Source organism: Paenibacillus sp. QJM3NY_38, from assembly GCF_056173265.1.
In genome coordinates, this window is record NZ_CM149665.1 from 6959577 (window position 1) to 6985423 (window position 25847).

Genomic DNA, 25847 nt, shown 5'->3' on the forward strand with positions numbered 1-25847 from the left:
TCTCTTAGAATGACAACGTAAACGCAATGCCTGCACCGATGGCAAAGGACGTAACAAATGCCTCCGCGCCTTTGGACAAGCCGGATATCAAATGCCCCGCCATCAGATCGCGGATGGCATTCGTGATCAACAAGCCCGGTACGAGCGGCATCACGGAACTGATAATGATCGTATCCAGCTGCTGGCCGAATCCGTATCTGACCATCCATACGGAGGTTATGCCGATGACCAGCGCTCCCGAGAATTCGGCGAAGAATCGCACCGGTATGACCCGATGCATGAATACAAAGCAGGAGAAGCCAAGACCGCCCGCTATGGCCGCCGGTACGAAATCCGGCCAAATGCCGCGAAACATAATGAGAAAGCAGCCGCTTGCGATCGCGGACAGGAGAATCAACAGCCATGTCGGATAAATCGCCTGTTCATGCTCGATTTTCTCAAGCGCCCTGTGTGCCTCTTCAATCGTCAGCTCACCGAGGCTTATGCTCCGGGACACGCTGTTGACCTGATGGATCTTATCGAGATTGGTTGTCCGATCCGAAATACGAATGAGCCGCGTAATATGCTGAGGCTCCTCCACCGAGAAGATAATCCCGGTCGGAGTCATATAGCTGTGGCTGTTCTCTACGCCGAAAGCCGCAGCGATCCGCATCATCGTATCCTCGACCCGATAGGTTTCCGCACCGCTTTGCAACATAATTTTTCCTGCTAACAAGCAAACCTTGATGATGTCATGCTCCCGCTTCAACAAGTCATTCAAAACGGCAATCCTCCTGCTGAACACATTCCGATTCAGAATCTTTGCCTATATTATAGTATCATTACCATGATCAAGCATAGGATATGCTTTAAAGCAGCACTGCGGCAGCTGCATTCGTTCTGTACAAAGCCTTCCTCCTACACAAAAAGCTCCCCGAATGACGGGGAGCTTCTCTACGATGTACTTCGTATTTCGGCTTAATAGGCACCGCGGATGTGCATCGCTACCTGCTCCTGATAAAAAAGCGCAAGGCGCTCTTTCTCCTCCATACTGAACGAAGGCACGTCCAGCGTGCCCAGATTGTCTTCGATCTGGCGGACGTTGCGGAAGCCGGGAATCACGGCGGTGACCTCGGGACAGTCCAGAATCCATCGCATGGATGCACGGGCCATGTCGCCTCGGCCCTCGGCAATCCAAGCGAGCTCTCTGGCGAGCTCAACCCCTTTTTCGAACCGCAGGCCGGCAAAGGTCTCGCCCACGTTAAACTGCTCCCCGTTCGCATTGAAATTCCGGTGATCCCCTTCGCTGAAGGTGGTGGTCTCCGTAAATTTCCCGGTTAACAGACCGCTGGCAAGCGGCAAGCGCACCAAAATGCCGACGCCCGACGCTTTGGCTTTCGGGAGCAGCTGGGCCAGCGGTTTTTGGCGGAACAGATTGAAGATAACCTGCAGCGACCTTACGCCAGGTACCCCCAGGCAAAACAAACCTTCCTCTACCGTCTCCACGCTGACGCCGTAATGCCGAATTTTCCCCTCGGCCTGCAGCTTGTCCAACACTTCAAACACTCGCCCGTCCTTCAACACCTCGAAGGGAGGGCAGTGAACCTGATAGAGATCAATCCGTTCACGCTGCAGCCGCTTCAGGCTGTTCTCGCAATAACGGCGGATCGACGCTTCGGAATAGGTCTGAAGATCGTGAATATCACCCGCTCGGCAAAACTTGGTGGCGACATGCACGGAATCTTCCTTCCCTTTGGTTGCGCGCGCGAGCAAATCCTCGGCATGCCCATCGCCATAAACGTCGGCGGTATCGAAGAAGTTCACGCCCTCGCCGATGGCGCGGTCCAATCCCTTCAAGGCTTCCTGATCATCGGTCTGCCCCCATGAGCCTCCGATCGCCCATGTGCCGAAGCTGACCTCGCTAATGTGAAGCTCCGTATTTCCCAATTGTCTGTAATTCATCGACGTTATAGCCTCCTCATCAACTGCCATACTAGTTCACACTACTAGACTAAACGTTAAATCGCTTTCATTCAATCCATTTGGGACATTTACCTATTTTTCCGAAGGTTATTGACAATTCATTCCATCGAATCTATAATAACTATCAATATATATCCAACGTTGGATATCCAGTTATGAAGTTCTTCTTCACATACACATCCTAAGGAAGTGACCCAACATGACCAACCTCATCCTGCTCTCATTCCTGCGCCAGCGCCCGATGCACGGCTACGAAATTCAGCAGCTTATTCAGGCCAGCCGTATGGACATATGGACGAATATACTGTCCGGCTCCATCTATTATGCACTTAACAAGATGGAAAGCGACGGTCTGATTGCAGCCACTGCTGAAGAGCGGACCGGTGCGAGACTTCGTAAAATTTACAGTATTACGGATGATGGCGAGAAGTTATTCCAGAAGATGATCCGTGAAACCTTGACGCTTCCTCCCCACACCGTCAAATCCGACTTCTCTCTCGGTTTGGTCTGGATCGAGAGCGTTCCGAAGCAGGAAGCGGTTGAACTGCTGCAGCAGAACCTCAAGCAGGTGGAAGAATCGCTGGCACAATGGCGTTCAGGTAAAGAAATCAAGGGACAGTACGGCTTATCCAAAATCGCCCTGGCCACCTTCGACAATGCGATCTCGATCCTGGAACAGGACATCGCTTTTCTCAACAAAATCATAACACTCGTTCAGGAATAAGCCTCAGCATCAGCTGCGGCTTTCATTTCCGATCAATATCCAACGTTGGATATATAATATTGGTTAATAAGGAGCGTGAACACGAGATGATGTTACCCACTCTCATTCAAGCGAAAGGTTTAAGAAAAACCTATGGTCAGCGAACGGTCGTACATGATGTGGCTCTGGATATACGGGAAGGTGAAGTGCTTGCGATCATCGGGCCGAACGGCGCGGGGAAATCAACGACACTGGATTTGGTGCTGGGCTTGCGCCGACCCGATATCGGCACGGTCACCTACTGGACCAAAGATCCCGCCCCGCATATCGGGCTTCAGCTGCAATCCACTCCCTTCTTTCCAGGATTTACGGCCCTTGAGAATCTGCGAATGTTCGCTGCTTTCTATGGAAAACGGCTCAAGGATGCGGTGCTCATCGAGCACCTTAGCAGCTGCGGGCTTGCAGATGCTGCCAAAACCGATGCGCTTCGGCTCTCGGGAGGCCAACAGAAACGACTCGCCATTGCCATCGCGCTAGTCCATACACCCAAGCTGCTGTTCCTTGATGAGCCCACCGCTGCACTGGATCCGCGGGCACGCCGGGATATCCGGGAGCTGATCCGTTCCCTGGCAGACAAGGGCACCTCGATTGTCTTCACTTCGCATGACATGGAGGAGGTTCATAAACTCGCTTCCCGGCTGGTGCTCATCTGTGATGGGCGGGTCAAAGCTTCCGGCACGCCGGATGAGCTCCTCAGCTATTATCAAACAGATAGCCTCGAACAACTGTATATCCAACTGACTGATGAACAGGAATAACGACCGATTGGAATCAAAACCTTAGGAGGAAGATCTATGCGAATCATTATGACCACCATGCTGCAGAGCATGTTCCGCGACACCCATACCCTGGTCTGGAACATCGTGTTTCCCATTGCCATGCTGATCGGATTGGGACTATATTTCAACGACGACGCCTATTCTCACCGACTCCTCGCGGGCGTGCTGACAACCAACATTTTGTTTGGGGCCACGATGGTTACCGCGTTTAATGTCATGGCCCAGCGCAACCGCGGCATCTATAAGCTGCTGCGGGTGACACCTTTTCGCACCGTCTCATTCATTACCGCAATGACGGGGGCGCGAACCGTGCTGGCACTGCTCGTCAGCGTGTGTGTAATTCTCATGAGTCTATTTATGCTTGGAGTGAGGCTAAGCCTGACTGGGCTTACGCTGATGCTGCTTGTCCTTCTGATCGGCACCGTTTGTTTTACCGCACTCGGTTTTCTGGCAGCCAACCTGTCCAGGGATGAGGGCAATGTCAACATGATCTCGAACCTGATGAGTTTTCCCATGCTGCTGACAAGTGAAGCTTTCTATTCTTTAGAACATGCGCCTGCATGGGTGGTCATCCTGGGGAAACTGCAGCCGTTCCACTACCTGGTCGATGCCATGTCCACTGCCGTTTCTCCGCAAGGCAGTATCTCCGGCATCTGGATGCCCCTGCTGACCCTCGCGGGCTTCACGATCCTTATCCTCGGCGCAGCCGCATGGACCTTCCGCTGGGATGCGGAGCATCCTGCCGGATGGAAGCAGGGAAGTGCGAACAAAGCGGCCTCGATGTAACAGAAGCACAAAAATCCGAAGAGCCCCTTGTATAAAAGACATCTCATGCGGTATACTGAACAACAATATCAACATCAGGCCGATGAAGAGCTTCCAACTCCGAGGCGTTCTCGTCAAGGGGATCCGATCCTTCAACCGATCAGCCATCCCCCTAAGTTAACCGGACCCGCCCGTTACCGCGGAATCAAAGTGGATTGAACACGGGACCCGCCTGTTTCGTGATAAGGTTACGGTTCAATCAATTTGGGTGGCACCGCGAGCGCATAAGCGTCCCTCGTCCCATATGGACTAGGACGCTTTTTTATTTTTTTCAGAAAAAGGAGCGCGGTGATCATGCTAGATATGAAATGGATCCGGGAGAGCACAAAGAATCAGGAAGAACTGCAGCGAGTAGCTGACCAGAAAGGCATTGCCCTGTCGGTTGCCGAACTTGTCCGGCTGGATGACCAGCGTCGGACGCTGCTGCTGACCGTGGAGGGGTTGCGGCAGCGGCGCAATGCCATCTCGCAGGAGATCAGCACGCTCGTGAGGCAAGGCAAACAGGAAGAGGCCGAGCGGACGAAACAGCAAGTCAAGGACATCAATATGGAGCTTGACGAGCAGGAAGCGTTATACCGGAAGGTCGATGCGGATTACGCCCAGCTGCTCATCCTTGTGCCCAATATCGTTTCGCCGGATACGCCGGTCGGAGCTTCGGATGAGGACAATGTAGAGATCAGACGTGTTGGCGAGCCCCCCGTGTTTGATTATGAATACAAGGATCATGTCACGCTCGGCGAGCAACACCGGATGATCGACATCCCCCGCGGCGTCAAAACCGCCGGCACGCGCAGCTACTATCTGACGGGCATCGGCGCAATGCTGCATCGGGCCGTTCAACAGCTTGCGGTGGATATGCTGGTCGCCAAGGGTTTCACCCTTATGGACGTACCGTTAACCGTACGGACGGAGGCCATGGAGAATACCGCCTTTTTCCCTCTTGGTCAGGATCAGGCTTTTCAAATTACGGAGCAAGATAAGTGGCTCGTCGGTACCTCGGAGGTGCCGCTCGTATCGTTCTATAGCGGTGAAATCGTCGATGTGGCGCAGCCGATTCGCCTGGCAGCAGCATCGCTGTGCTTCCGGAGCGAGGTCGGCTCGGGCGGCCGGGACGTCCACGGCCTGTATCGGGTGCATCAGTTCGCCAAGGTGGAACAGGTCGTTCTCTGCGAAGCCAGCGCGGAAACCTCGGAACAGCTTCTACAAGAAATCACGGCCAATGCCGAGCAGCTGCTGCAGAAGCTCGAATTGCCTTACCGTGTCGTTGCCGTCTGTACCGGAGATATGTCGCAGAAAACGTACAAGCAATATGACATCGAGACGTGGATGCCAAGCCGCGGGGCTTATGGGGAGACCCACTCGTCGTCGAATCTGCTCGACTTTCAGGCGCGTCGCTCGAACATCCGCTACCGGGACGCGGAAGGCAAGCTGCGCTACTGCCACACCCTGAACAATACGGCTGTGGCTTCGCCGCGAATTCTTATCCCGCTGCTGGAGAACCACCAGCAGGCCGATGGCTCGATTCTCATACCGAAGGCGCTCCGACCTTACATGAACGGGATGGAGCGGATAGAGCCACCAGCCGATGTAGTCATGGAGTGAAGAAAGTCGCAGTAGGAATAGGGTGCGATTCATAAGCCTGTCATCCGAGACCATCCATTCGTAGCGATGCATAAAGGCAGCCGGTGATCCGGCTGCCTTTTCTCTTGGTTAGGTTCTATGGCCCGTTATGCTGTCCTCGCACTATTAAGAATACCCGAACGATGATGGCAATCTTTTTTTACTTAGATAGGCTCGGAAAGCATATATTAGACGGAGGTGTGTCCGGCTTCTCTGAAGGTTCTTCGATGTATATTTTTCTTTAGATTATCGATGCCCATATGTTTTCAGCGAAGCTGAACCATTCGATAATCGCAAGAAAAATTTCCTCTTAGTGCGGTCTGGCTTCTGTGGAGGTTCAGCGATGTATATTTTTCTTATGGATTAAGTAGGTATATAATGTTCGTTATATAGGGATACCAACTATCGATAAATAGGTTTCATATTTTTCGGCATCCAATCAGACGGTTGTCTTCTCCCTATATAACAACTTACCGTGCAGTGCACGAATAAGGAGGTCATTCCATATGACAGAACCCCATCTTGATCATACAGCGCCCAAAACGCTTCGCGATATCCCTATTTCCATTCTGGATCTCGCCCCGATTACAGCGGGCAGCACCGCTGCACAGTCGCTGCGAAATACGCTCGATCTGGCCCAGCATGCCGAGAAGTGGGGGTATAACCGCTACTGGCTTGCCGAACACCACAATATGCCGGGAATCGCCAGTTCGGCCACTTCGGTCGTCATTGGCCATGTCGCCGGGGGCACGAGCAAGATCCGCGTCGGAGCCGGGGGCATTATGCTGCCGAACCACGCTCCCTTGGTCATAGCCGAGCAGTTCGGCACCCTGGAATCGCTCTATCCCGGCCGGATCGATCTCGGCTTAGGTCGTGCGCCGGGATCGGATCAGCTTACATCCCGGGCGCTTCGCCGCGGTCCCGGCAGCGACGGCCAGGACTTCCCGGACCGCCTCGGCGAGCTGCGGAATTACTTCCAGCCCACTTCGGGCTCGTCCATGCGCGTCAGGGCAATTCCCGGCGAAGGTCTGCATGTACCGGTCTGGCTGCTCGGCTCCAGCGGTTTCAGCGCACAGCTGGCAGGACAGCTGGGGCTTCCGTTCTCTTTTGCGAGCCACTTTGCCCCCGATTACCTGATGGCCGCGCTCGACCTGTACCGCACCAGCTTCCGTCCTTCATCCGAGCTGAGCAAGCCTTATGCCATGATCGGCGTGAACGTGATCTGTGCCGATACCGATGAGGAAGCACAGCGCCTGGCTACCTCGGCGTACCAGCAGTTCCTGAATATCATCCGCGGCCGCACCGGCCAGCTGAGTCCGCCGGTGGACAGCATGGATGATCTATGGAACCTGCAGGAGCAGGCCATCGTGAAGCGCCAGCTGAGCTTCTCTGCCATCGGCAGTCCCGCAACCGTCCGCGCGCAGCTGGAGCAGTTCCAGCAGTCAACGAATGCGGACGAAATCATTGTCGCGGCCGCCATCTATGATCATGAGGCGCGCCTGCGTTCTTATGAGCTGCTGGCGGATGTCGTCGGCATCAAATAAATGCTATACCAAAAAGACCAGTCAAACCCGGTATTCCGGTGCTTGACTGGTCTTTTATATATATTACAGCGTCAATCCGCCATCAATCGTAACCAGCGAACCTGTCATGTAGCTGGAGCCTGGGGAAGCCAGGAAAGCCACCACGTTCGCGATTTCATCCGCCTCAGCCGGGCGTCCCATCCGCATGTTGCCCACTTCCTCAGGCACGTAGCCCCCTTCCATGAAGGACTTGGCTACCGCTGCCGTAAGCGGCGTCTGAACGCCGCCCGGACAAATCGCGTTCACGCGAATGCCCTGCTTCACGTATTCCAGCGCTGCTCCCTTCGTCAAGCCCACCACCGCATGCTTGCTTGCCGAATAAGCGGCTGCACTGTGCTCGCTGCGGATACCCGCCGTGGAAGCGGTGTTCACGATATGTCCGCTGCCCTGCTCCTTCATGACTTTCAACACATACTTCATGCCGAGGAAAGCACCCTTGACGTTCACGGACATTTGACGGTCAAATTCGTCCTCGTCGATATCATCCAGCATCGAAAACTTCTGCACGATGCCTGCATTGTTGAAGAAGAAATCGATTCGGCCGTAAACTTCGACCGCCCTGTTCACGTAGTTCTGGACATCTTCAGTCTTCGTCACGTCCGCTTGCACGAAGATGCCCTCTCCGCCCTGCTCCTTGATCAAACGCAGCGTTTCTTCGCCGGCTTCCTTGTTGAAATCAACGAGTACTACCGCTGCACCGTTCTCTGCCAGTTTCAAGCTGCTGGCTCTGCCGATCCCGCTGGCTGCGCCGGTAATGACAGCGATCTGTTTGTTATCGGACATGAAACAACACTCCCCTTGATGAAAATATAAAATGAGTTCTAACCGAGTTTGTATCCCTATCGTTTCTGTTGTCTATAGCTCATAAATACAGGTCAATGGAAACCATGACTTACTTCGCGAAATATCCGCCGTCAATCGGCAGCTCAACGCCTGTAATATAGGAAGACTCATCCGAAGCAAGGAACAATACGCCGCGTGCGATATCTTCCGCTTTGCCCAGACGTGGAAGCGGAGTCTGGGATTGGAACCACTGCATCATTTGCTCATCCTTGAACAGATCCACCGTCATTGGCGTTTCGATGTAGCCGGGGTGAACCGAATTGCAGCGGATGTTATGCTTCGCAAAGTCCACGGCCGTGGCTTTGGTCAGCATGCGTACCGCGCCTTTGCTTGCCGTGTAAGGACCGGCGCCGCTGCCCCCTGTCAGGCCGGCAATGGAGGAGATGTTGACGATGGAACCGCCGCCGGCTTCGATCATGTACGGAATGACATATTTTTGACCGAGGAATATGCTCGTAACGTTAATCGACATCGTCTTCTCCCAGCCCTCTACCGTCAAATCCATGAACGGCGTTGCATTGGAGACACCGGCATTGTTGACCAGAATGTCGATCTTGCCGAATTTTTGAACGGTCTCGTCCACGACACGAACCCAGTCTTCCTCGGAAGCTACATTGTGCTTGAATCCAATCGCTTCGCCGCCAAGGGCTTCAATCTCGGCTACGACGTCTTTGATCTTGTCTTCCTGTAGGTCCGTAATCGCAACCTTGGCTCCCTCCTGCACAAACAAAAGAGCGTCAGCTTTACCCATCCCACCTGCTGCACCTGTAATGATGGCTACTTTATTGTCTAATCTCCCCATGGGAAACCCTCCTGAATATTTAGTCGTTGGTTCGGCTATCTTCTTTGGACTGCCCGATCTTAAGCTGCAAATGTTCAATCATCTTCTCGTATGAAGCGATTAACACATCCATCTCCTGATCCGAGAAATCCGACCATAAGCCTTCATTTAATTCACGGTACTTCGTAATCATCCGGGCTTCAACTTCACGGCCCTGCTCCGTAATCTTAAGATAGACCTGACGCCTGTCCTCGCTTGACGCCACCCGTTCGATATAACCCTTACTGACCAGCTTGTTGCTCAAGTTGGTCACAGCCGAAAGCGTAACATTCAAGGCATTGGCAAAATATGAGCTGGTCTGCTGCCCCTCATACGCCAAGGTCTGAAGCACGTAGTACTGCGGGCCGGTCAAATCATTGTCCAGAATCTTGGCATAGTTCGCCACAAGCGTCATCATCTGACGGGCAACCATGTTAGATAATTGTTCCCTCTTATCCAGTTTCATCACCTCGATGCACAACGAAGTCCTTACAAATATATTACAAATTTAAATAGTTAAAAGCTTTTAACAATATAAATTGTATACCCTTTCACATCGATCGTCAACCACGATAAAATGCCCAATATGGTTGTTATTCCCACTGTCCTCATCCATAAAAGAACAACATAAAAAAGCTCCCATGTCGCAATTAGAGAAGACAAAATACCTTCGGAGTTGATCTCGCTTGTTCGATCCACGCAAGGATTCCAGTGGATAGCGTGTTCTATTCTATAGAAAAAAAGAGCACCCTCAGGTGCTCTTGAAAGTATATCCATCCTCGTTTCGGCGTATCCTATTCACCCAAAAGGTGATGCCTGTTAAGCCTTTCGTTTATCCTGCCGTATCCATCCGCGCATCCAGCGTGAGTTGACGCAGCTGCTCGAGCGTCATGCGATCCACGAAGCGGGAGAACTTCTCTTTCTTCTTGCCGTTCTCCTGATAGACGGCGATCAGCTTCAGGATGATCGGAGCCAGCTGATCCGGCGCTAAATCCGTGTGCAGCGGCTTCGCCAGAGCAGCCTTCAACCCTCTCGGCTCTCCACCAACATAGATATCATAGGTATTCCTCATCTTCATCACGGCAATATCTTTCAGCAGCGGTTCGCTGGTGCCAAGCGCGCATCCTGCGTAACCGATCTTTAGCGGATTGGGTACAGGATGATCGGCGATCGCTTCATCCAGCATCTTTGCAACATCCAGTCCCGAATCCTCCGCCCCCCGGCAAAAGTTGCAGGTGATCAGGCTCTTGGAGACAAAGCCGGCGGGATGAACCTGAAGTCCGGCAGCTTCCAGCTTCACCTTGGCTTCTTCCACCCGCTCTGCATCCATCTCCACGTAGAGCTGCTTAAAGGTAGTCATCTCAATGCGGGCGTCCTCGCCCACGATGGAGCCCAATGCGGCCAGCTGATCCGGGCGGAACAGCGTTCCGCCCACTTCAAAGCCGGGTGTCACTGCAAATTTTTGCATGGCCAAATGTCTACACTCCCATCAAGTTACCCAAATATCGTTCTCTTGCTCGGTTACCAATCATACTCTATATAAAAGGTCTTCCAGCTTTCGTTATACCTTCATCCGCTGCAGGCGAAGGGCATTCAGCACGACCGATACAGAGCTCAGTGCCATGGCGGCCCCGGCCACCCAAGGTGCCAGAAGTCCGATGGCGGCAATCGGAATGCCAAGCGAGTTATAGCCCAGCGCCCAGAACAGGTTCTGACGGATGTTGCTCATCGTCTTGCGGCTCATGTAGATGGCATCCGGAATGCTGTTCAGGTCGCCCTTCATCAGCGTAACGTCAGCGGCTTCCATTGCCACATCCGTACCTGTGCCGATGGCCATGCCGATATCGGCAACCGCAAGGGCCGGCGCATCGTTAATGCCGTCGCCGACCATGGCGACCTTCTTGCCCTGCTGCTGGAGCTTTTTCACTTCATCCGCTTTGCCTTCCGGCAGAACCTCGGCACGCACATGGTCGATGCCAACCTGCTTCGCGATGGCCTGTGCCGTGCGTTCATTGTCCCCGGTAATCATAATGACCTCGATGCCCATTTCTTTCAATCTCGCTACGGCAGCACGGGACGTCTCCTTGATCGTATCTGCCACAGCCACAAGTCCTGCATATTGACCGTCGACAGCCGTCAGCATAGCAGTCTTGCCCTCGGTTTCAAGCTCCGACATTCTGCCGAGGATCGAATCAATCGGCACGTTATGCTGTGCCATCAGCTTGCGTGTGCCGACCAGCACCTCATGTCCTTCCACGCTGGCACGGATGCCGTAGCCTGGAATGGCTTCAAAATGCTCCGCAGCCGGAAGCCGCGTTCCTTTTGCTTCAATCCCGGCCACAATCGCTTCGGCAAGCGGATGCTCGGAGCTCTTCTCAGCTGATCCGACCAGACGAAGGAACAGCTCTTGATCAAAGTTATGAACCTCCACATCGGTTAACTCAGGTTTCCCTTTCGTGACCGTTCCTGTTTTATCCAGAATAATCGTGTTGATTTTATGGGTAGACTCCAGATGCTCCCCGCCCTTAAACAGAACGCCAAGTTCTGCAGCGCGGCCCGACCCGGCCATGATCGAGGTCGGTGTAGCCAGACCCAACGCACACGGACAAGCAATAACCAGAATCGCGATGGCAATTTCTAACGATTGCGCGAAATCACCAGGCGTTACCCAGAAGTACCATACGAGGAAGGCAACAATCGCAATGCCCACCACGATCGGAACGAAGATGCCGGAGATGACGTCAGCGACCCGCTGAATCGGAGCTTTGGAGCCTTGTGCTTCCTCAACCACCTTGATAATTTGGGCTAGAGCGGTCTCTTTACCCACTTTCGTCGCTTCAAGCGTCAAGCGTCCGTTCTTGTTAATCGTGGCACCGATGACGGCATCGCCCGCTTTTTTCTCAACCGGAATGCTTTCACCTGTCAGCATCGACTCATCTACCGCCGACGTGCCCTCCACCACTTTACCGTCCACCGGGATTTTTTCACCCGGCTTCACCAATACAAGATCACCCACCAGGACCTGTTCCACCGGGATGGTCATCTCCTGACCGTCACGAACGACCAGCGCCGTTTTGGCTTGAAGCCCCATCAGGGTTTTGATGGCCTCCGAGGTACGGCCTTTGGCCAGGGATTCAAACAGTTTCCCCATAATGACCAGCGTGATCAGCACGGCACTCGTTTCATAGTACATTTCAGGCCCATGGTGTGCATTTGCTCCGGCAGCGGCCCAATCGATCGTTAAATACAAACTGTAGAAATAGGCTGCTGAGGTACCGAGTGCGACCAGAACGTCCATATTGGCGCTTTTGTTGCGGAGAGCCTTATAGGCTCCCACATAGAACTGTTTTCCGATAAAAAACTGTACCGGTGTGGCCAGGATCAGCTGGAACCAAGGGTTCATGAACAGGTCCGGCATCCAGATCCAGGAGGTGAAGGAGAAATGGCTCACCATGGCCCAGAGCAGCGGCAGCGACAGAATCGCCGACAGGAGCAGCTTCCGCTTTTGCTTGGTGATGGCCTCCTTGCGGTGACCTTCCTGATCAAGCGTCTCCTGTTTGGAAACCGCCTGGTACCCAAGCTTCTCCACACGCTGTTGAATATCGCTAAGGCTTACCTCTGCGGGATTGAATTCCACCCGGGCCGTCTCCAGCGCAAAATTGACGTTGGCCTGATTAACACCTGGCATCTTGCTTACCACTTTCTCGATTTTCGTAGCACAGGCGGCGCAGTACATGCCAATCAGCTGCAGGTCCACGGTTTCCTTTGCCGTTCCGTAACCCAGCTTTTCAATTTTTTCTTCCATCTGCTGGACGGAAACCACGTTCGGATCAAATGTAACCGACGCTTTTTCCAGCGCAAAATTCACATTCGCTTCCTGGACGCCCTCCATTTTACTTAGACCCTTCTCAATCCGATTCGCACAGGCGGCACATGTCATACCTGTTAACTGCAGCGACGTTTTCTTCTGTTCCATCGTTCCTGCTCCCATCTTCCCTCACCCCTCTTCATCCTCGTGCCGTTTGATTAAACTACGTTGTATCCTTGTTCCTCGATAATTTCTTTGATTTTATCCAAATTGACTTTGCCTGCGTCATATTTCACGGAGACCGTGCCTGCCTTCAAATCCACATGTCCCTCGATGTTCTCATTCTTTAAAGCTCCCTCAATGGAATTCACGCAATGCATGCAAGACATACCTTCAACTTTTATTGTTACCTGTTCCATGTTCAATCTCTCCTTTGGGTTATGAATTATTTTGAGCAGCCCTTCTAAAAGCGTGCCCGGAATTAGTTTTGAACGGTTGTTCTCGTTTCTTGGTGTTAGTATACCCCCCTACCCTATATATAGTCAATGGGTTTTCTCATTTTTTTTGAAAAAATATCTTGTCGCTATGATTTAACCGCATAACCGTGCGGTATTCTTCACCCTGAATAAACACTTACTGCCACCTTTAGAAGGTGGCAGCTCCACGGAAACTCATCATAACCAGATCGTCTCCAGCCAGGAATTCCATTATTTCATTAACTTGTTCATGGTTGTTAACAACTCGGTTATAACCTCGTCGTCGCCTTCCTGCAGGCGCTCCACCACACAGCTCTTCATATGATGCTCAAGCAGCAATTTGCTGACGCCGTTCAAAGCCGACTGAATCGAGGAGATCTGGTTTAATACATCGTCACAGTACGTATCCTTCTCAATTAAGCCTTTCACGCCGCGAATCTGTCCTTCAATTCGGTTCAGCCGGCTGACGAGGTTGCTTTTCGTTTTATCGGAATGATGGCTCTTCCGTTCACTGGTTACTGCGCATGCATCATGTACATGTTTCTCGACTGTCATACCCATTCCCCCCTTGATCACTACTTCATCTTATTCTAACCCTATTCTCAGTATATCATATAGCCCCCCACCCTATAAAGCCCAGCTTCTGAAATGAAGTTCATCTCTTTAACATGCCGTTCTGTAAATCCCGGATTTTGCACACAAAGATTATGGCCCTGTCCTGAATCACTTGCCAGAGGACGCGTAATAACTATCCATAAACAACAGGGTGTCCGCGTACCCATCATGAAACATGGATGAAAAGATAAAAATATTCCGCGCCTCTTCTTCTGTTTCGGGCGAATTTTTCTCGAGGAACTTTCCTTTTTTATAGTCATAGAAGTAATCCAGGATATCATCGGACTGTGATGGCTCATATTGCTCCCCATATCGTTGCTTGATCTCGTCTATTTGCATTCCTATTTCAGCACCGCGCGTTGTTTGATAATGACCTTTCGATTCTTCCTCCATCCTGATCGCGACAACGGCATCATCTCTGTAGAACACCGCGATGCCGGAATCGTAATTAAATACGCCCCTGGCATGCTCTTCGCCTTTCCCAAGCACTTCTTCAGCTTCCGCACGATTCATGCCGTAGTATACCTTCTGGCCATTGTCTAAACGCACGATTCCCATATCTTCTGCAGTAAACTTCTCCTTGGGCTCATCGCTGCCACTGCAGCCTCCCAAGACCAGGATCAACAATATCAACAAGCAGAAGTATCTAATCATGTACTCCTCCTCCTTTGAAGTTTTTTACAAGATTTTACCATATAAAACTTTGCACAGGGCATTATTTTTTACCTGGGAAGTATGTCATCAAAAGTACATGCTCACAAAAGGTTCAGCATTCGAACAGTATTCAGCCATGAAAAAAAGATGCCCCATCAGATCCGAAATCTGATGGGGCACCCCCCTATATTTTCGTATTCAGTTATTAAATAAACTTAATAAATCGTCCGCCCCTGTTCATCCGGCACGCCGGATTTACGGAAGAAATACGTGTTGATCACATCCCGCCAATGCTTCGCATGCTCGGCTTGATCCGTGAGCCGCTCCGTCACTTGAGCGAAGCGCTCCGGATCGACCTTTCCTTCCAATGAGGTCCACGCCTCAAGCAGTCCTGCCGCTGCTTCCGCCCCGCCAAAATGTGAGTCATAGATATGCTGAATCACCGTTTTGCCGGATTTCAGCACATGGGAATACGGCACATGATGGAAGAACAGCAGCAGCTCGTCAGGACAATCCGCCAGCGAATCATATCGGGCCCTATTCGGCCCGAAATACTGCGCGGTATAGCCTGTGCCCGATGTCACCGTGCGATCGACGCCCATCCCGTCCCGATCGGCGAAATGGTACGTGCCCCACCTTGAATATTCATAGCCGTCCACATCCGGACCGTAATGCGTATGCGGCGTAATCATCCAGCCCACCCCGAGCGGGGCGGTATAGCTTTCATAGATCGGCCACGATTGCATCAGCATGTCGCATACCGTGTTGACCACCGTGTCGTCATTGCCGAAGGTCAGCCTCGTCCATTCTTCCGCGATCCCCTCGGAGGACAATTCCGGATCCCAGATCAGACGTCCGAAGCCATACAGATTCGCCTGTGCCAAGGTGTGCCCCGTCCAGTTCTCATCATTTCCGATGTTGGAAACGGCGGCGATCCCGCTGTATTTCATACCGTGCAGGGAACCGTTCACGATCTTCTTCACCTCGGACCCCGACCCATTCGCATAGGTATCGAAATCCAGTACCTCTTTCCACTGCGGCACCAAATAGCATACGTGACGCTGCTGCCCCGTATATTCCTGGGCGACCTGAAACTCCAGCACTTGATTGGTCTCTTTCATGCTGCCGAACAGCGGCGACACCGGTTCCCGCACTTGAAAGTCCATGGGCCCGTTCTTAATCTGCAGCAGCACATTGTCCTTAAACCTGCCGTCCAGCGGGGTAAAATGATCATAGGCCGCCCGCGCTCGGTCTGTGCTGCGATCGCGCCAATCCTGCATGCAGTTGTATACGAAGCAGCGCCAGATGACGAGCCCGCCATGCGGCTCCAAGGCCTCAGCGAGCATATTGGCGCCATCGGCATGGTCCCTTCCATAGGCAAACGGGCCGGGGCGATGCTCCGAATCCGCCTTCACCAGGAAGCCGCCGAAGTCCGGGATATGATCATAAATCTCATCCGCCGTATCCTTCCACCACTGCCGAACCTCATCGCTCAGCGGATCGGAGGTCGATACGCCGCCGATATGCAGCGGAGCCGCAAAGTTAATGCTCAAGTACAATGAAATGCCATATTCCCGGAAGATATCCGCGACCTTCGCAATCGTCGGCAAATATTCCGCGGTAATGAACTTCGTCTCGATCTCATGCACATTGACGTTATTAATGGAGATGGCATTCAGTCCCACGGAAGCCAATAAGCGGGCGTAGTCTCTTACGCGATCCAGATTTTCGGTGAACCGTCCGTTTTCGTAAAAAATCGAGTGGCCCGAGTACCCGCGTTCCACCGAGCCGTCGGCATTGTCCCATTGATTGATCATCCGCAGTCCGTTCACTGGCTGCTGGGTCACCTTCAAACCGGTTAACGGTTGGTGGGAGGCCAGCAATCTCAATAAATGAAACACCCCATATAATACGCCTTTGCCCGATCCACCGGTCAGTACCAGCTTTTCCTGCTGCCCTTGGATTGAATGCTCCAGCTGAAAGCCTTCTGCGCCTAGCTGGTCTGCCATCCGGCTCATATGCTCACCTGATCCGACCCCATCTAGTTCTCCCATGCCGGGTTCGGCTGATGTGGGGATGCGCACCTCGAAGTAAGATGAAGACGGGGCCTCGGACGTGATGACCGGGACAATACCCAGCATGGATTGGCACGCCCTCTTCAGTTCCTCAATGGCGGCGTTCGCAACCCGCGACTGCTGCAGATCCGCTACAATCGTGCCGAGCAGCCTGCTGTATCCGGAGGCAAGCTCCCGGTCCTTTATGGGCGCATACTGCAACCACGCTTTATATAAAGTGCTGTTCAATATCAGTTCCTCCTTCTCAGGCTAATAGTCAGTGCCATCTCTTCGGATTGCCGTTGTCTTAAACCCCCGCTTTCCGTCAAAGCCAAAATACAGATGCCGGCCACAAGGACCGGCAACAGGACAAGCTGATGGGAGCCTTAATCGCTTATATTGCTTCTTATTGGATTAGGATGAAGGCTTGCTCCGCGCCAAGACAGATTACACCTTGACCGTACGCTCCACCAAGCGATGAAATGCCGGTTTCGGCTGATGCCGCTCATCGAACAGGAAGGGCCAATTCTTCCGCCCCCGTACCGGGAAATTGTCCAGCCAAGTGTAATCGTCGGCAGCTCCCCAGAAGGTAACGGACGTAATATGATCCCGGTACTCCTTCAGAATGCCAAACATCGCCTCATACCGCTTGGCTTGAGCTTCCAGAAGTTCTTCCGGCGCTTCGGTCAGATCCTTCCGCTTGTCTTCAAACCGGAACATCGACACATCGAGCTCGGTGAGTTGAAGCTGCAGGCCGAGCGATGCATATTTCTCGATCGCGGAGCGGATATCATCAAGAGCCGGATCGTACAGATTCCAGTGTGCCTGCAATCCTATGCCATGGATCGGCGTTCCTTGATCCAGCAGCGACTTGACCAGCGTATGGATTTTGTCCCGCTTGTGCGGGTGGGACTCATTGTAATCGTTATAGAACAACAACGCCGCCGGGTCGGCTTCATGAGCATACTCGAATGCCTTGGAGATGAACTCCGGACCCGCAATGTCCAGCCACTTGGACGGACGGAGAAGTTCGGCGCCTTCATCCGCAATTACCTCGTTGACAACGTCCCAGGCGTAAATATCGCCCTTGTACCGCTTTACGACCGTGTCGGTATGCGACTTTAGCCGTTCGTACAGCGTGGCTTTATCCACCAGGTTCCCGTTCTTGTCTTCGAACAGCCAATCGGTTGTTTGGTTATGCCATACCAGTGTATGGCCGCGCATCTTCATTCCATGCTTGCGGGCGAAAGCGGCAAGCCGGTCCGCATCCTCGAACGTATACGTATCCTCCGCCGGATGCACGCTGACAAACTTCATTTCATTTTCCGCCGTGATGCTGTTGAAATGATAGGATAGCAATTCCTCCTGCGTTTCGATCGTCCGCGGGTTCACGGCTGCTCCAATGAGAAAGTCATCCGCGAACATTTCCTTCAGCCTGGCTTCACTTCGTTGCGTGTTAGACATACGCAATCCCTCCTTGAATTTAGAGATCATAGCAAGATTGATGGTTTATGATCATGATGCAACGACATCGGTTGGTCGATAGCAGCCATCCAAATATGCTACATACCATGCACCGTGCGTACAAGGAGCCGTGCACACGATGTACTTATTTGGCTGCTCCCGCAGGCTTACCCTTTCACCCCGCCAAGGGTCATCCCTTGCACGAAGTATTTTTGCAGGAACGGATACACCAGAATGATCGGCACGCTGGCCACAATGGTCATCGTAGCCCGAATAGAGGTCGGGGTGACCTGATTCGCGCCGCTTTCCGAGCTTGCAAACTGGCTTGCATAGTCGTTGCCCGAATTCAGCGAGGAGTTCGAATTCTGGAGTATTTTCATCAACTCATACTGCAGAGTGCTAAGCTCACTGTATGAAGAGTTATACAAGAATACGTCAAACCAGGAGTTCCACTGGGATACCGCCGTAAACAGCGATACCGTAGCAAGTACGGGCACGCATAGCGGAAGCACGATTTTCATGAAAGTCGTGAATTCACCGGCGCCGTCGATCCGGGCCGATTCCAGAATTCCCTCCGGCAGTCCTTCAATGAAGGAACGGATGACGATGACGTTAAACACGCCGATCAGACCCGGAATGATGTATACCGAGAAGGTGCCCAGCATGCCCAATTCGCGAATCAACAGAAAGTTCGGAATCAAACCGCCGCTGAAATACATCGTCAAGATGAAGGCAATCGATACAAATTTGCGGAGCACATATTCCGGACGGCTGATGGTATAGGCCACCATAGCACAGCAGAATACGGAAGTGATCGTACCGATCAACGTACGCAAAACCGAGATGAAGGTAGCGTGGAATATCGTGGCCTCGTTAAATACATATTTATAATTCTCCCACGTGAAATCCCGCGGCCATAAATAAATGCCGCCTTTTACCGAATCCGTCGCATTGTTGAAGGAAACCGCGAGCGTATTAATGAACGGGTACAACGTGACAATCATGAGACAGATCATGAACACAATGTTAAAGGTATCGAATAACCGGTCCGCGGGAGACTTGAACCGGGCGTGGGCCCGTGGTGAATCTGAAATCTTCGCCATATGAATCCTCCTGTACGTTTTCTGATAGAGAACGGTCCTCGCAAGCTTTCGCTTAGAACAATCGATCTTCGCCCAGTCTCTTCGCGATATGGTTGGCCGTGAACAAGAGTATGAAGCTGACGACCGTCTTGAACATGCCGGCTGCAATCGAGAGCGAGAAGTTGCCCATCTGAATACCGTATTTCAGCACGAAAATATCCAGGTTCTCGGAATAATCCACGTTCATGCCGTTACCAAGCAAATATTGCGGTTCAAAGCCGGATTCGAGCAGGTTGCCGATATTCATGATCAGCAAGATGATGAATACTGGCTTTAGACCCGGCAAGGTAATGTTCCAGATCCGTTGAAAGCGTCCGGCGCCATCGATTTCCGCCGCCTCGTACTGCGAGGGATCGATCATCGTCATGGCTGCCAAATATATAATGGTGTTCCAGCCGACATTCTTCCATACTTCCGAAACACCGAGTATTCCCCAGAAATATTCCCCTTCCCCAAGCCATAAGATCGGTTCCTTAATAATCCCGAACCACATGAGGAGTTCATTGATAATCCCGCCGTCTGCGGACAGAGCCGTCGAAATAATGCTCGCAGCCACAACCCAAGAGATGAAGTGGGGCAAATAACTGATCGTCTGCACGACCCGTTTGAACATCAAATTACGCAGCTCATTGAGCAGGATCGCTAACACAATCGCCGTAACAAAACCTAAGACAAGGTTGATAAAACTCATAGCGAGCGTGTTGCGCATGACCCGGAGGAAGTGTTCGTCCTGAAACAGAAAGGTAAAATGCTGCAAGCCTACCCATTCCTGATCGAATATCTTCTTGGCCGGTTTAAAATCCTGAAACGCGATGGTCCAGCCCCATAACGGCAGGTACTTAAAGACAAACAACCATATCAAAAAAGGGATCGACATGAAGACCAGCGCCTTCTGCTGCAGCAGCTTCTGGAAGAAGCTTTTTTCGCCTGATGGCGGTTTATTGTTCAAATCAGTATTGTTTTTCCGTTGTTTATTGAAGAAACCTTTCGATACCGCCGGCGTTTCACGTAGCGCCGTCGTCTCTGCAGGTCCAATCGGGTTCGCCTTATCCACGGTTTCTTCTCCTTCCTATCCAGCCCATACAATGGTTATAGAGGAGGAGGGACGAATACAAACTTATCGAGTGGTCCGCCCCTGATCTCCTCTTCTTCATCTATTATTGTCCTTGGGCATTTGCGATTTTCTTGGCTACTTCCTCAGTGATCAGATCCTCATATCCCTTCACGTCCAGCTTGCTGAACTCGCCCACGTATTCGTTCCATATGCCGTCAAACTCCGCAGGGTTGGCAAGAACCAGTTTCGGGAAGTATTTACGCTGCAAATCGCTTTTCTTCTGCGTGAAGATTTGGGCCGGTGAGCCCTGATCGATCGGAATGCTCCAAGCCGGATACCATGGACGATCGTCCGGTGCCGCAAACAGCTGCGAGAAGGAATCGATGTCGTATGCTTCAAGCAATTTCTTGTCCGGTTCGGAGTAAGACATTTTCGCAACCTCAGGCTGGCGTCCCGCACCCACGGAATTACCGTCAGAAAGCGTAGAACCGTTGCCGTAACGAGGCCAGTTGTATTCAAAGTATTTGAAGCCGAAGGACTCGCGGAAGGCTTCCGTATTCGTCTGTGCAATCTGCTCTTCCGTACGGTAGAAGCGGCCGTTCTCATCTACGGAATACGTCTCGTCCTTGATGCCCCAGTTCGACAGAATTTGGTTCTCGTCCGTCAGCAGGTTGTTGAAATACTTCACGATGCGTTCCGGATCCTTCGCGCTGACGGAGATCCCTACGCCGCGGTTGTTCACAAAGGATGGCGGATCCAGATATTGATCCTTGGTATTCTCGTCGTATACGATCGGCAGCGCCATATATTCGAGATCGTCGTTACCCGATTTATTGGCTGTTTCGCGCAAGTTGTTCATCGCCTGGCCTACCTGCCATCTATAGTCGAAGAAGCCGAGCACCTTACCGGAAGTCAGCTTGGCAAGGTATTGATCATAGTTGTCCACGAAAGAGGATTTATCGAACAGGCCTTCCGCATTCAGCTTGTTCAGCTCCTGCAGGTAACGCTTCGTAATGTCGTCGTCAGCGTAATCATTCGCTACGTGAGTCTCCATGTCGATGATGATGCCGCCATCGTTCGGATAACCGGCCAAGTGCATCGGGGCATTGGTCAGGGCAAAAAATTTATCCTGCGTCGTCAGTGCCAGATATCCGGTCAAGCCTTCCTCCGGATGCTTCTTCACGTAATCGCGAATCAGGTTCAGGTACTCGTCGAAAGTCTTGATTTTCGGGTAACCCGCTTCCTTCAGGACGCGGCGTTGAATCCAGAATGCTCCTTGCTCGATATTGGGAGCCGACGTATACTCTCCTACAACCGCACTTAACGGGAGGAAGTAAATGTTGCCGTCATCGGCTTTCATCAGATTGTAATACGGCTCGTACACACGCTTGATGTTAGGGCCGTACTTATCGATCAGGTCATTGAGCGGAATGAAGGCGCCCGCCCCGACCAGCTTATCGATCGAGCTCCCCGGCACAATCACATCGGGATAATCGTTGCTGGCAATGAATGTTCCCACCTTGGTGTTCTCGTCTCCTACCAAATGCTCCATTTTAAAATTCACGCCGGTTTGGTCTTCGAAAATTTTACCGATGGTGGTTTCGTTCGTATTTTTGTCTTTACCTGCTGCGGAGTTGAAATAGGTGAAGGTGACCTTCTCTTCTTTCTTCTCGCCTTCGCCGCCGGCAGCCGGTGCGTTATCCGCCGCCTCTTTACCTCCGCCGCAAGCCGCCAGAAGCGATACCATCATAACCACGGTCAGACAGCTTACCCAAAATTTCTTGTTCATGCTCTTGACCTACCCCTTTCGGTCTCGTTAATTTGTAAGCACTTTCATTATAAGAGAGCTCTGGAGCGATTTTCACCCGTCAATCTTTAGGTGATACTTTGAAAACTATAGAACCGTATCCCTGGTCGTGAAAAATGGCAGCTCTGCGGCCTTCGCCGCACCTCTCCTCCTGATTAACGAACAAATCCTGCTGTAGTCACTCCGAACCGGAGTGCCAAGCAGGATTTGCCCTGTTAGGTTTCGATGGGGATGGACAGTCTTATCCGGGTGCCTTGTCCAGGCGAGCTGTCGATTTCATACTGGAACCGGCTTCCGTAATACAGCTTCAGCCGGTAAATCACGTTCTGAATGCCGATCCGCTCGCCCATCTCGTCCTCGGTATCCAGGTAGCGGTAGATGCGTTCCACCTGCTCAGCGGACATGCCTGCCCCGTTATCCTGAATGCTGCAGATAAGGCTTTGGCCCTCGCGCACAACCTGAACTTCAATGCGACCCCCGTGCTTGAGCGGCTCAATGCCATGAATGCTGGCATTCTCCACAAAAGTAACGATGGCCATCTTCGGTATTTGCAAATGTCCTTCCTCTGCAGGGGCGTGAACCGAGTAATCGATTTTGTCGCCAAACCGGTATTTCTGGATTTCAAGGAAACAGTGAATAAACTCCACCTCTTCCTTGAGCGTCACCATGTCTTTTTTCCAAACTAGGGAATTGCGGAAGATCTTGGCCATATTATGAATGATTTTTGCCGTCTCATCCTCATCCTTCATCAGACTGCGCATGCGGATGGTCTCCAAGGCGTTAAAGAGAAAGTGCGGATTAATCTGGCTCTGCAAAGCGTTCAATTGCGCATGCCGCCGCTGAAGCTCCAAATTCTTCTTCTGAATATCCGCCACGTACACGTCATTGATCAAGCTCTTAAGCTGCAGGGTCATCCGGTTGAATTCACCCGTCAGCTGACCGATCTCGTCATATGCCTCAGCCTCTTGGATCGTGTCGTAATTCTGGTTCTTGACCTTCTTCATATGCTTGAGTATCCGTACCAGACGCACGTTCAGGGAACGGCTGATCCAGACAATCACCAAGGTCGGAAGCAGAAAGTTCAGGCAGGTCAGCACAATGACGAACCGCAAGGACTGATGCACGTCGCGCAGCACCACATCCTCCGGCGTCACCGCCATGATCGTCCAGGTGTTCAGATTGTTGGTCGTGAACGTATCGGTGTGAAACTCCAGAAACCTGTCGCCATGCGCGATGCTGCTGTACGGCACGGAACCCTGCATAATATCAACCTTCGGATCCGTAGTGTATTCGATATTGCCGGCACCGCTCAGCAGGTACACTTTGCCCTGCACATTCAGATTGCTCATGATCTGCCGAATCGAGGGCATCCGCATATCAATCTTGAGATACTTGGTATGATCATCCTGGGAACTGAAATAATTCATGCTTCGGATGATGCTGAAGCTGTCCAATTGGCCGTTCTTGCCCGTACGCATCACAATCGGCTGGGTTACGTTTTTGCCCGCAATTGCCTTGTACCAGGCCTCTTCCTTCACCTGGTCGCTGATATAATTAATGCCGCCGGAATACAGCAGGGTCGGATTGTCCACATACACCGTAATCTCGCTGACCGAATTGTATACGGCGCTGCCCGAATTCAAAATGCGGCGGAGATAGGTATCATAAGCCTCGATATAATCGGCCGGATGATCGTACACCGTCTCCATAATCTCGTTCAATTGAATGTCCGTGTAGAAGACGGAGGAGATCTCCAGCGCATCCTCGACTTCACGACGGAACTCATTCTTCATCTGCTCAAGCGCCACGGTTATATCCTGGATCCGCTGCTCCCTCACGCTGCCGGATGTCACGTTGTAGAAGATGAGGTTGGTGACCAGAATTGGCAAAAATACGGCCAGGAAATACATCAGCAGCATCTTGTCCCGCAGACGGACATTATTCAAGCTTGGCTTCATCGATTCGCCCCTTCGGACGCGGCCTCCTTCATCAAGCGGCTCCGGTACTCGCTTGGCGTCATTCGCTCCAGCTTCTCGAATTGCGTGACAAAATAGTCCGGGTTGCCGAAGCCGACCCGCTCCGCCACCTCATAGATGCGCAGATCCGTCTGGCGCAGCAATCGCTTCGCTTCGTTCACGCGCAGCTGCAGCAGGAAATCATTAAAGTATATGCCATACGCTTTTTTGAAGAGCTGTCCCAAATACACCGGGTTCATATAGAACTTCCCTGCGATGCCCTTCAGGCTGATATTCTCATGATAATGGGCCTCGATATAAGCCCGGATCTTCTGGATTCCGCCCTTGTGCTGCTCCTTGCGAAGCTGCGCGATATAGTTCGCGCTCTCAATGGCGAATTCCGTGAACAACCGCTTCAGCCCCTGAAGCGACAAGTTGCGGTCATGCCATTCGGTCATCGGCTCCAAACTGGATAGCCGGCTCTGATCCCCGTCCATGCTGCCGAGCACCCGGACCACGCCCAGCACGCAGTGGTTGATTGCCGTCTTCACCGCTTCGGGTGCATACAACTTCTCCCGGAAGGATTCGAACAGGTAATGAATTGTCTCCTCCAGCTTCTCGAAATGCAGCTCCTCGATCTGTTCCAGAAGCTGCTCGTACAGGCTATCCTCAAGTCCGATATATTGCAGGGTTTGCAGCGCGGCTTCCTCATGGAGCACAATGCCGCTCTCATCGTAAACGTACTTGTATAATAGTGCTTCCTTCGCCGTTTCATAGGCTTCCTGAATGAGAGATAACTGCGGAGCCTGTTGACCGAAGTAAACGAAGATTCTTTCGCCATCGTGACCAGCGAGCGATTGCTGAAGGCGTCTGGCAAATCCCCGCTGACACCCCTGGAACGAGTGCAGGATGCTTCCCGGAACGATAATGCCGATTCGATTGCGATGCTCATGCAAGTAGAAGGGCTGTTCTCCATTCGAGATCGCAAGGAGAGCCGCCTCCACCCTGTCCTTGAATTCTGCTCTGCCATCGTCATTGCTGTTCGCCGCCGAAGCCTGCTGGTAGTCATTCCGTTCGACAAAGACGTAGAACAGGCGACTCTCCGGCTGAAGCTCGAGGCGTTGCTCCCATTCGTGCAGCAGCGCCTCATCGGCTTCCCCTATAATGAGTGATTCCATCAAGGCCCCGGACAACAGCCTCTCTTCTCTCAAGCGAGCCTCGCGGTCTAACTTTAGCCGTTCGCTGAGCCGAACCAGTGCATGGCTGAATTCCGTCTCGTCAATCGGTTTCAGAATGAAATCATGCACGCCATAACGGACAGCCTGCTGGGCATAATTGAAATCATCGTATCCGCTTACAATAATGAAATACGGCTTGACGATGTCCTTCGTGACGACATGCCTGATCAGCTCGAGTCCATCCAGCACCGGCATGCGGATATCGGTGATGACCACATCCGGTTGAAGCCGTTCAATCAGTTCCAGCGCATCTTCCCCGTTATCCGCCTCATCTACGATTTGAAAGCCGCAGGCTTCCCAATCAATCAACTTCAGGAGCCCTTTGCGCGTAAACACCTCGTCATCCACCAATATCGCCCGGTTCCATTGCACGGTATGTCCCCCT

Annotated in this window: 22 protein-coding genes; 5 read left to right on the top strand and 17 right to left on the bottom strand. The window is 52.2% G+C overall.

Features of this window, described 5'->3' with window-relative positions:
- Positions 1 to 4: 4 nt before the first annotated feature.
- Both AC0VZ8_RS32315 and AC0VZ8_RS32320 read right to left on the bottom strand, forming a co-directional pair.
- On the bottom strand, positions 5 to 760 hold the full coding sequence (locus AC0VZ8_RS32315) for a threonine/serine exporter family protein (RefSeq protein ID WP_475485514.1): 756 nt from the start codon (positions 758 to 760) through the stop codon (positions 5 to 7).
- A gap of 197 nt (positions 761 to 957) precedes the next feature.
- Complete coding sequence (locus AC0VZ8_RS32320) at positions 958 to 1941, bottom strand: aldo/keto reductase (RefSeq protein ID WP_220687216.1); 984 nt, start codon at positions 1939 to 1941, stop codon at positions 958 to 960.
- 220 nt (positions 1942 to 2161) lie between these two features.
- Here AC0VZ8_RS32320 and AC0VZ8_RS32325 point away from each other — a divergent pair, with 220 nt between their 5' ends.
- From AC0VZ8_RS32325 to AC0VZ8_RS32345, 5 genes are all read left to right on the top strand, one after another.
- Positions 2162 to 2686, top strand: coding sequence for a PadR family transcriptional regulator (locus AC0VZ8_RS32325; protein WP_113057815.1), 525 nt, complete (start codon positions 2162 to 2164; stop codon positions 2684 to 2686).
- A gap of 86 nt (positions 2687 to 2772) precedes the next feature.
- The gene (locus AC0VZ8_RS32330; RefSeq protein WP_071218732.1) at positions 2773 to 3483 is read left to right on the top strand and encodes an ABC transporter ATP-binding protein; all 711 of its coding nucleotides are present in this window, start codon (positions 2773 to 2775) and stop codon (positions 3481 to 3483) included.
- Positions 3484 to 3519: 36 nt separating this feature from the next.
- Entirely contained in the window at positions 3520 to 4290 is a 771-nt protein-coding gene (locus AC0VZ8_RS32335; protein ID WP_475485515.1) for an ABC transporter permease, read from the top strand.
- Positions 4291 to 4623: 333 nt separating this feature from the next.
- A complete protein-coding gene (gene serS / locus AC0VZ8_RS32340) occupies positions 4624 to 5931 on the top strand; it encodes a serine--tRNA ligase (protein ID WP_475485516.1) in 1308 nt (435 codons plus the stop codon).
- A gap of 524 nt (positions 5932 to 6455) precedes the next feature.
- Positions 6456 to 7493, top strand: a complete 1038-nt coding sequence (locus AC0VZ8_RS32345) for an LLM class flavin-dependent oxidoreductase (RefSeq protein ID WP_475485517.1) — start codon at positions 6456 to 6458, stop codon at positions 7491 to 7493.
- Positions 7494 to 7556: 63 nt separating this feature from the next.
- Here the strand turns inward: AC0VZ8_RS32345 and AC0VZ8_RS32350 are convergent, their stop codons facing one another.
- From AC0VZ8_RS32350 to AC0VZ8_RS32420, 15 genes are all read right to left on the bottom strand, one after another.
- Entirely contained in the window at positions 7557 to 8315 is a 759-nt protein-coding gene (locus AC0VZ8_RS32350; RefSeq protein WP_475485518.1) for an SDR family NAD(P)-dependent oxidoreductase, read from the bottom strand.
- Between the two features lie 109 nt (positions 8316 to 8424).
- Entirely contained in the window at positions 8425 to 9177 is a 753-nt protein-coding gene (locus AC0VZ8_RS32355) for an SDR family NAD(P)-dependent oxidoreductase (protein WP_475485519.1), read from the bottom strand.
- 19 nt (positions 9178 to 9196) lie between these two features.
- The gene (locus AC0VZ8_RS32360) at positions 9197 to 9661 is read right to left on the bottom strand and encodes a MarR family winged helix-turn-helix transcriptional regulator (RefSeq protein ID WP_235612988.1); all 465 of its coding nucleotides are present in this window, start codon (positions 9659 to 9661) and stop codon (positions 9197 to 9199) included.
- Between the two features lie 366 nt (positions 9662 to 10027).
- Positions 10028 to 10669 carry a nitrite reductase gene (locus tag AC0VZ8_RS32365; RefSeq protein WP_475485520.1) on the bottom strand — a complete coding sequence of 214 codons (642 nt, stop codon included), beginning with the start codon at positions 10667 to 10669 and terminating at the stop codon, positions 10028 to 10030.
- A gap of 87 nt (positions 10670 to 10756) precedes the next feature.
- Complete coding sequence (locus tag AC0VZ8_RS32370; protein ID WP_475485521.1) at positions 10757 to 13186, bottom strand: heavy metal translocating P-type ATPase; 2430 nt, start codon at positions 13184 to 13186, stop codon at positions 10757 to 10759.
- Positions 13187 to 13221: 35 nt separating this feature from the next.
- A complete protein-coding gene (locus AC0VZ8_RS32375) occupies positions 13222 to 13422 on the bottom strand; it encodes a cation transporter (protein WP_071218723.1) in 201 nt (66 codons plus the stop codon).
- A 288-nt stretch (positions 13423 to 13710) separates the two neighbouring features.
- Positions 13711 to 14034, bottom strand: coding sequence for a metal-sensitive transcriptional regulator (locus AC0VZ8_RS32380; protein ID WP_071218722.1), 324 nt, complete (start codon positions 14032 to 14034; stop codon positions 13711 to 13713).
- Between the two features lie 168 nt (positions 14035 to 14202).
- Positions 14203 to 14748, bottom strand: coding sequence for a hypothetical protein (locus AC0VZ8_RS32385; protein ID WP_475485522.1), 546 nt, complete (start codon positions 14746 to 14748; stop codon positions 14203 to 14205).
- 215 nt (positions 14749 to 14963) lie between these two features.
- Positions 14964 to 17051: an alpha-glucuronidase family glycosyl hydrolase gene (locus tag AC0VZ8_RS32390; protein WP_475485523.1), complete on the bottom strand. Its 2088-nt coding sequence runs from the start codon at positions 17049 to 17051 to the stop codon at positions 14964 to 14966.
- A gap of 198 nt (positions 17052 to 17249) precedes the next feature.
- Positions 17250 to 18266 (bottom strand): endo-1,4-beta-xylanase, encoded by a 1017-nt coding sequence (locus AC0VZ8_RS32395; protein ID WP_475485524.1) that lies wholly within the window; start codon positions 18264 to 18266, stop codon positions 17250 to 17252.
- Between the two features lie 167 nt (positions 18267 to 18433).
- On the bottom strand, positions 18434 to 19369 hold the full coding sequence (locus AC0VZ8_RS32400; RefSeq protein WP_071218718.1) for a carbohydrate ABC transporter permease: 936 nt from the start codon (positions 19367 to 19369) through the stop codon (positions 18434 to 18436).
- A gap of 52 nt (positions 19370 to 19421) precedes the next feature.
- Entirely contained in the window at positions 19422 to 20462 is a 1041-nt protein-coding gene (locus AC0VZ8_RS32405; protein ID WP_475485525.1) for an ABC transporter permease, read from the bottom strand.
- Between the two features lie 103 nt (positions 20463 to 20565).
- Positions 20566 to 22251 carry an ABC transporter substrate-binding protein gene (locus tag AC0VZ8_RS32410; protein ID WP_071218717.1) on the bottom strand — a complete coding sequence of 562 codons (1686 nt, stop codon included), beginning with the start codon at positions 22249 to 22251 and terminating at the stop codon, positions 20566 to 20568.
- Between the two features lie 233 nt (positions 22252 to 22484).
- On the bottom strand, positions 22485 to 24227 hold the full coding sequence (locus tag AC0VZ8_RS32415) for a sensor histidine kinase (protein WP_475485526.1): 1743 nt from the start codon (positions 24225 to 24227) through the stop codon (positions 22485 to 22487).
- Positions 24224 to 25834 (bottom strand): response regulator, encoded by a 1611-nt coding sequence (locus AC0VZ8_RS32420; RefSeq protein WP_475485527.1) that lies wholly within the window; start codon positions 25832 to 25834, stop codon positions 24224 to 24226. The genes AC0VZ8_RS32415 and AC0VZ8_RS32420 overlap by 4 nt, the downstream gene beginning before the upstream one ends.
- Between the last annotated feature and the right edge of the window lie 13 nt (positions 25835 to 25847).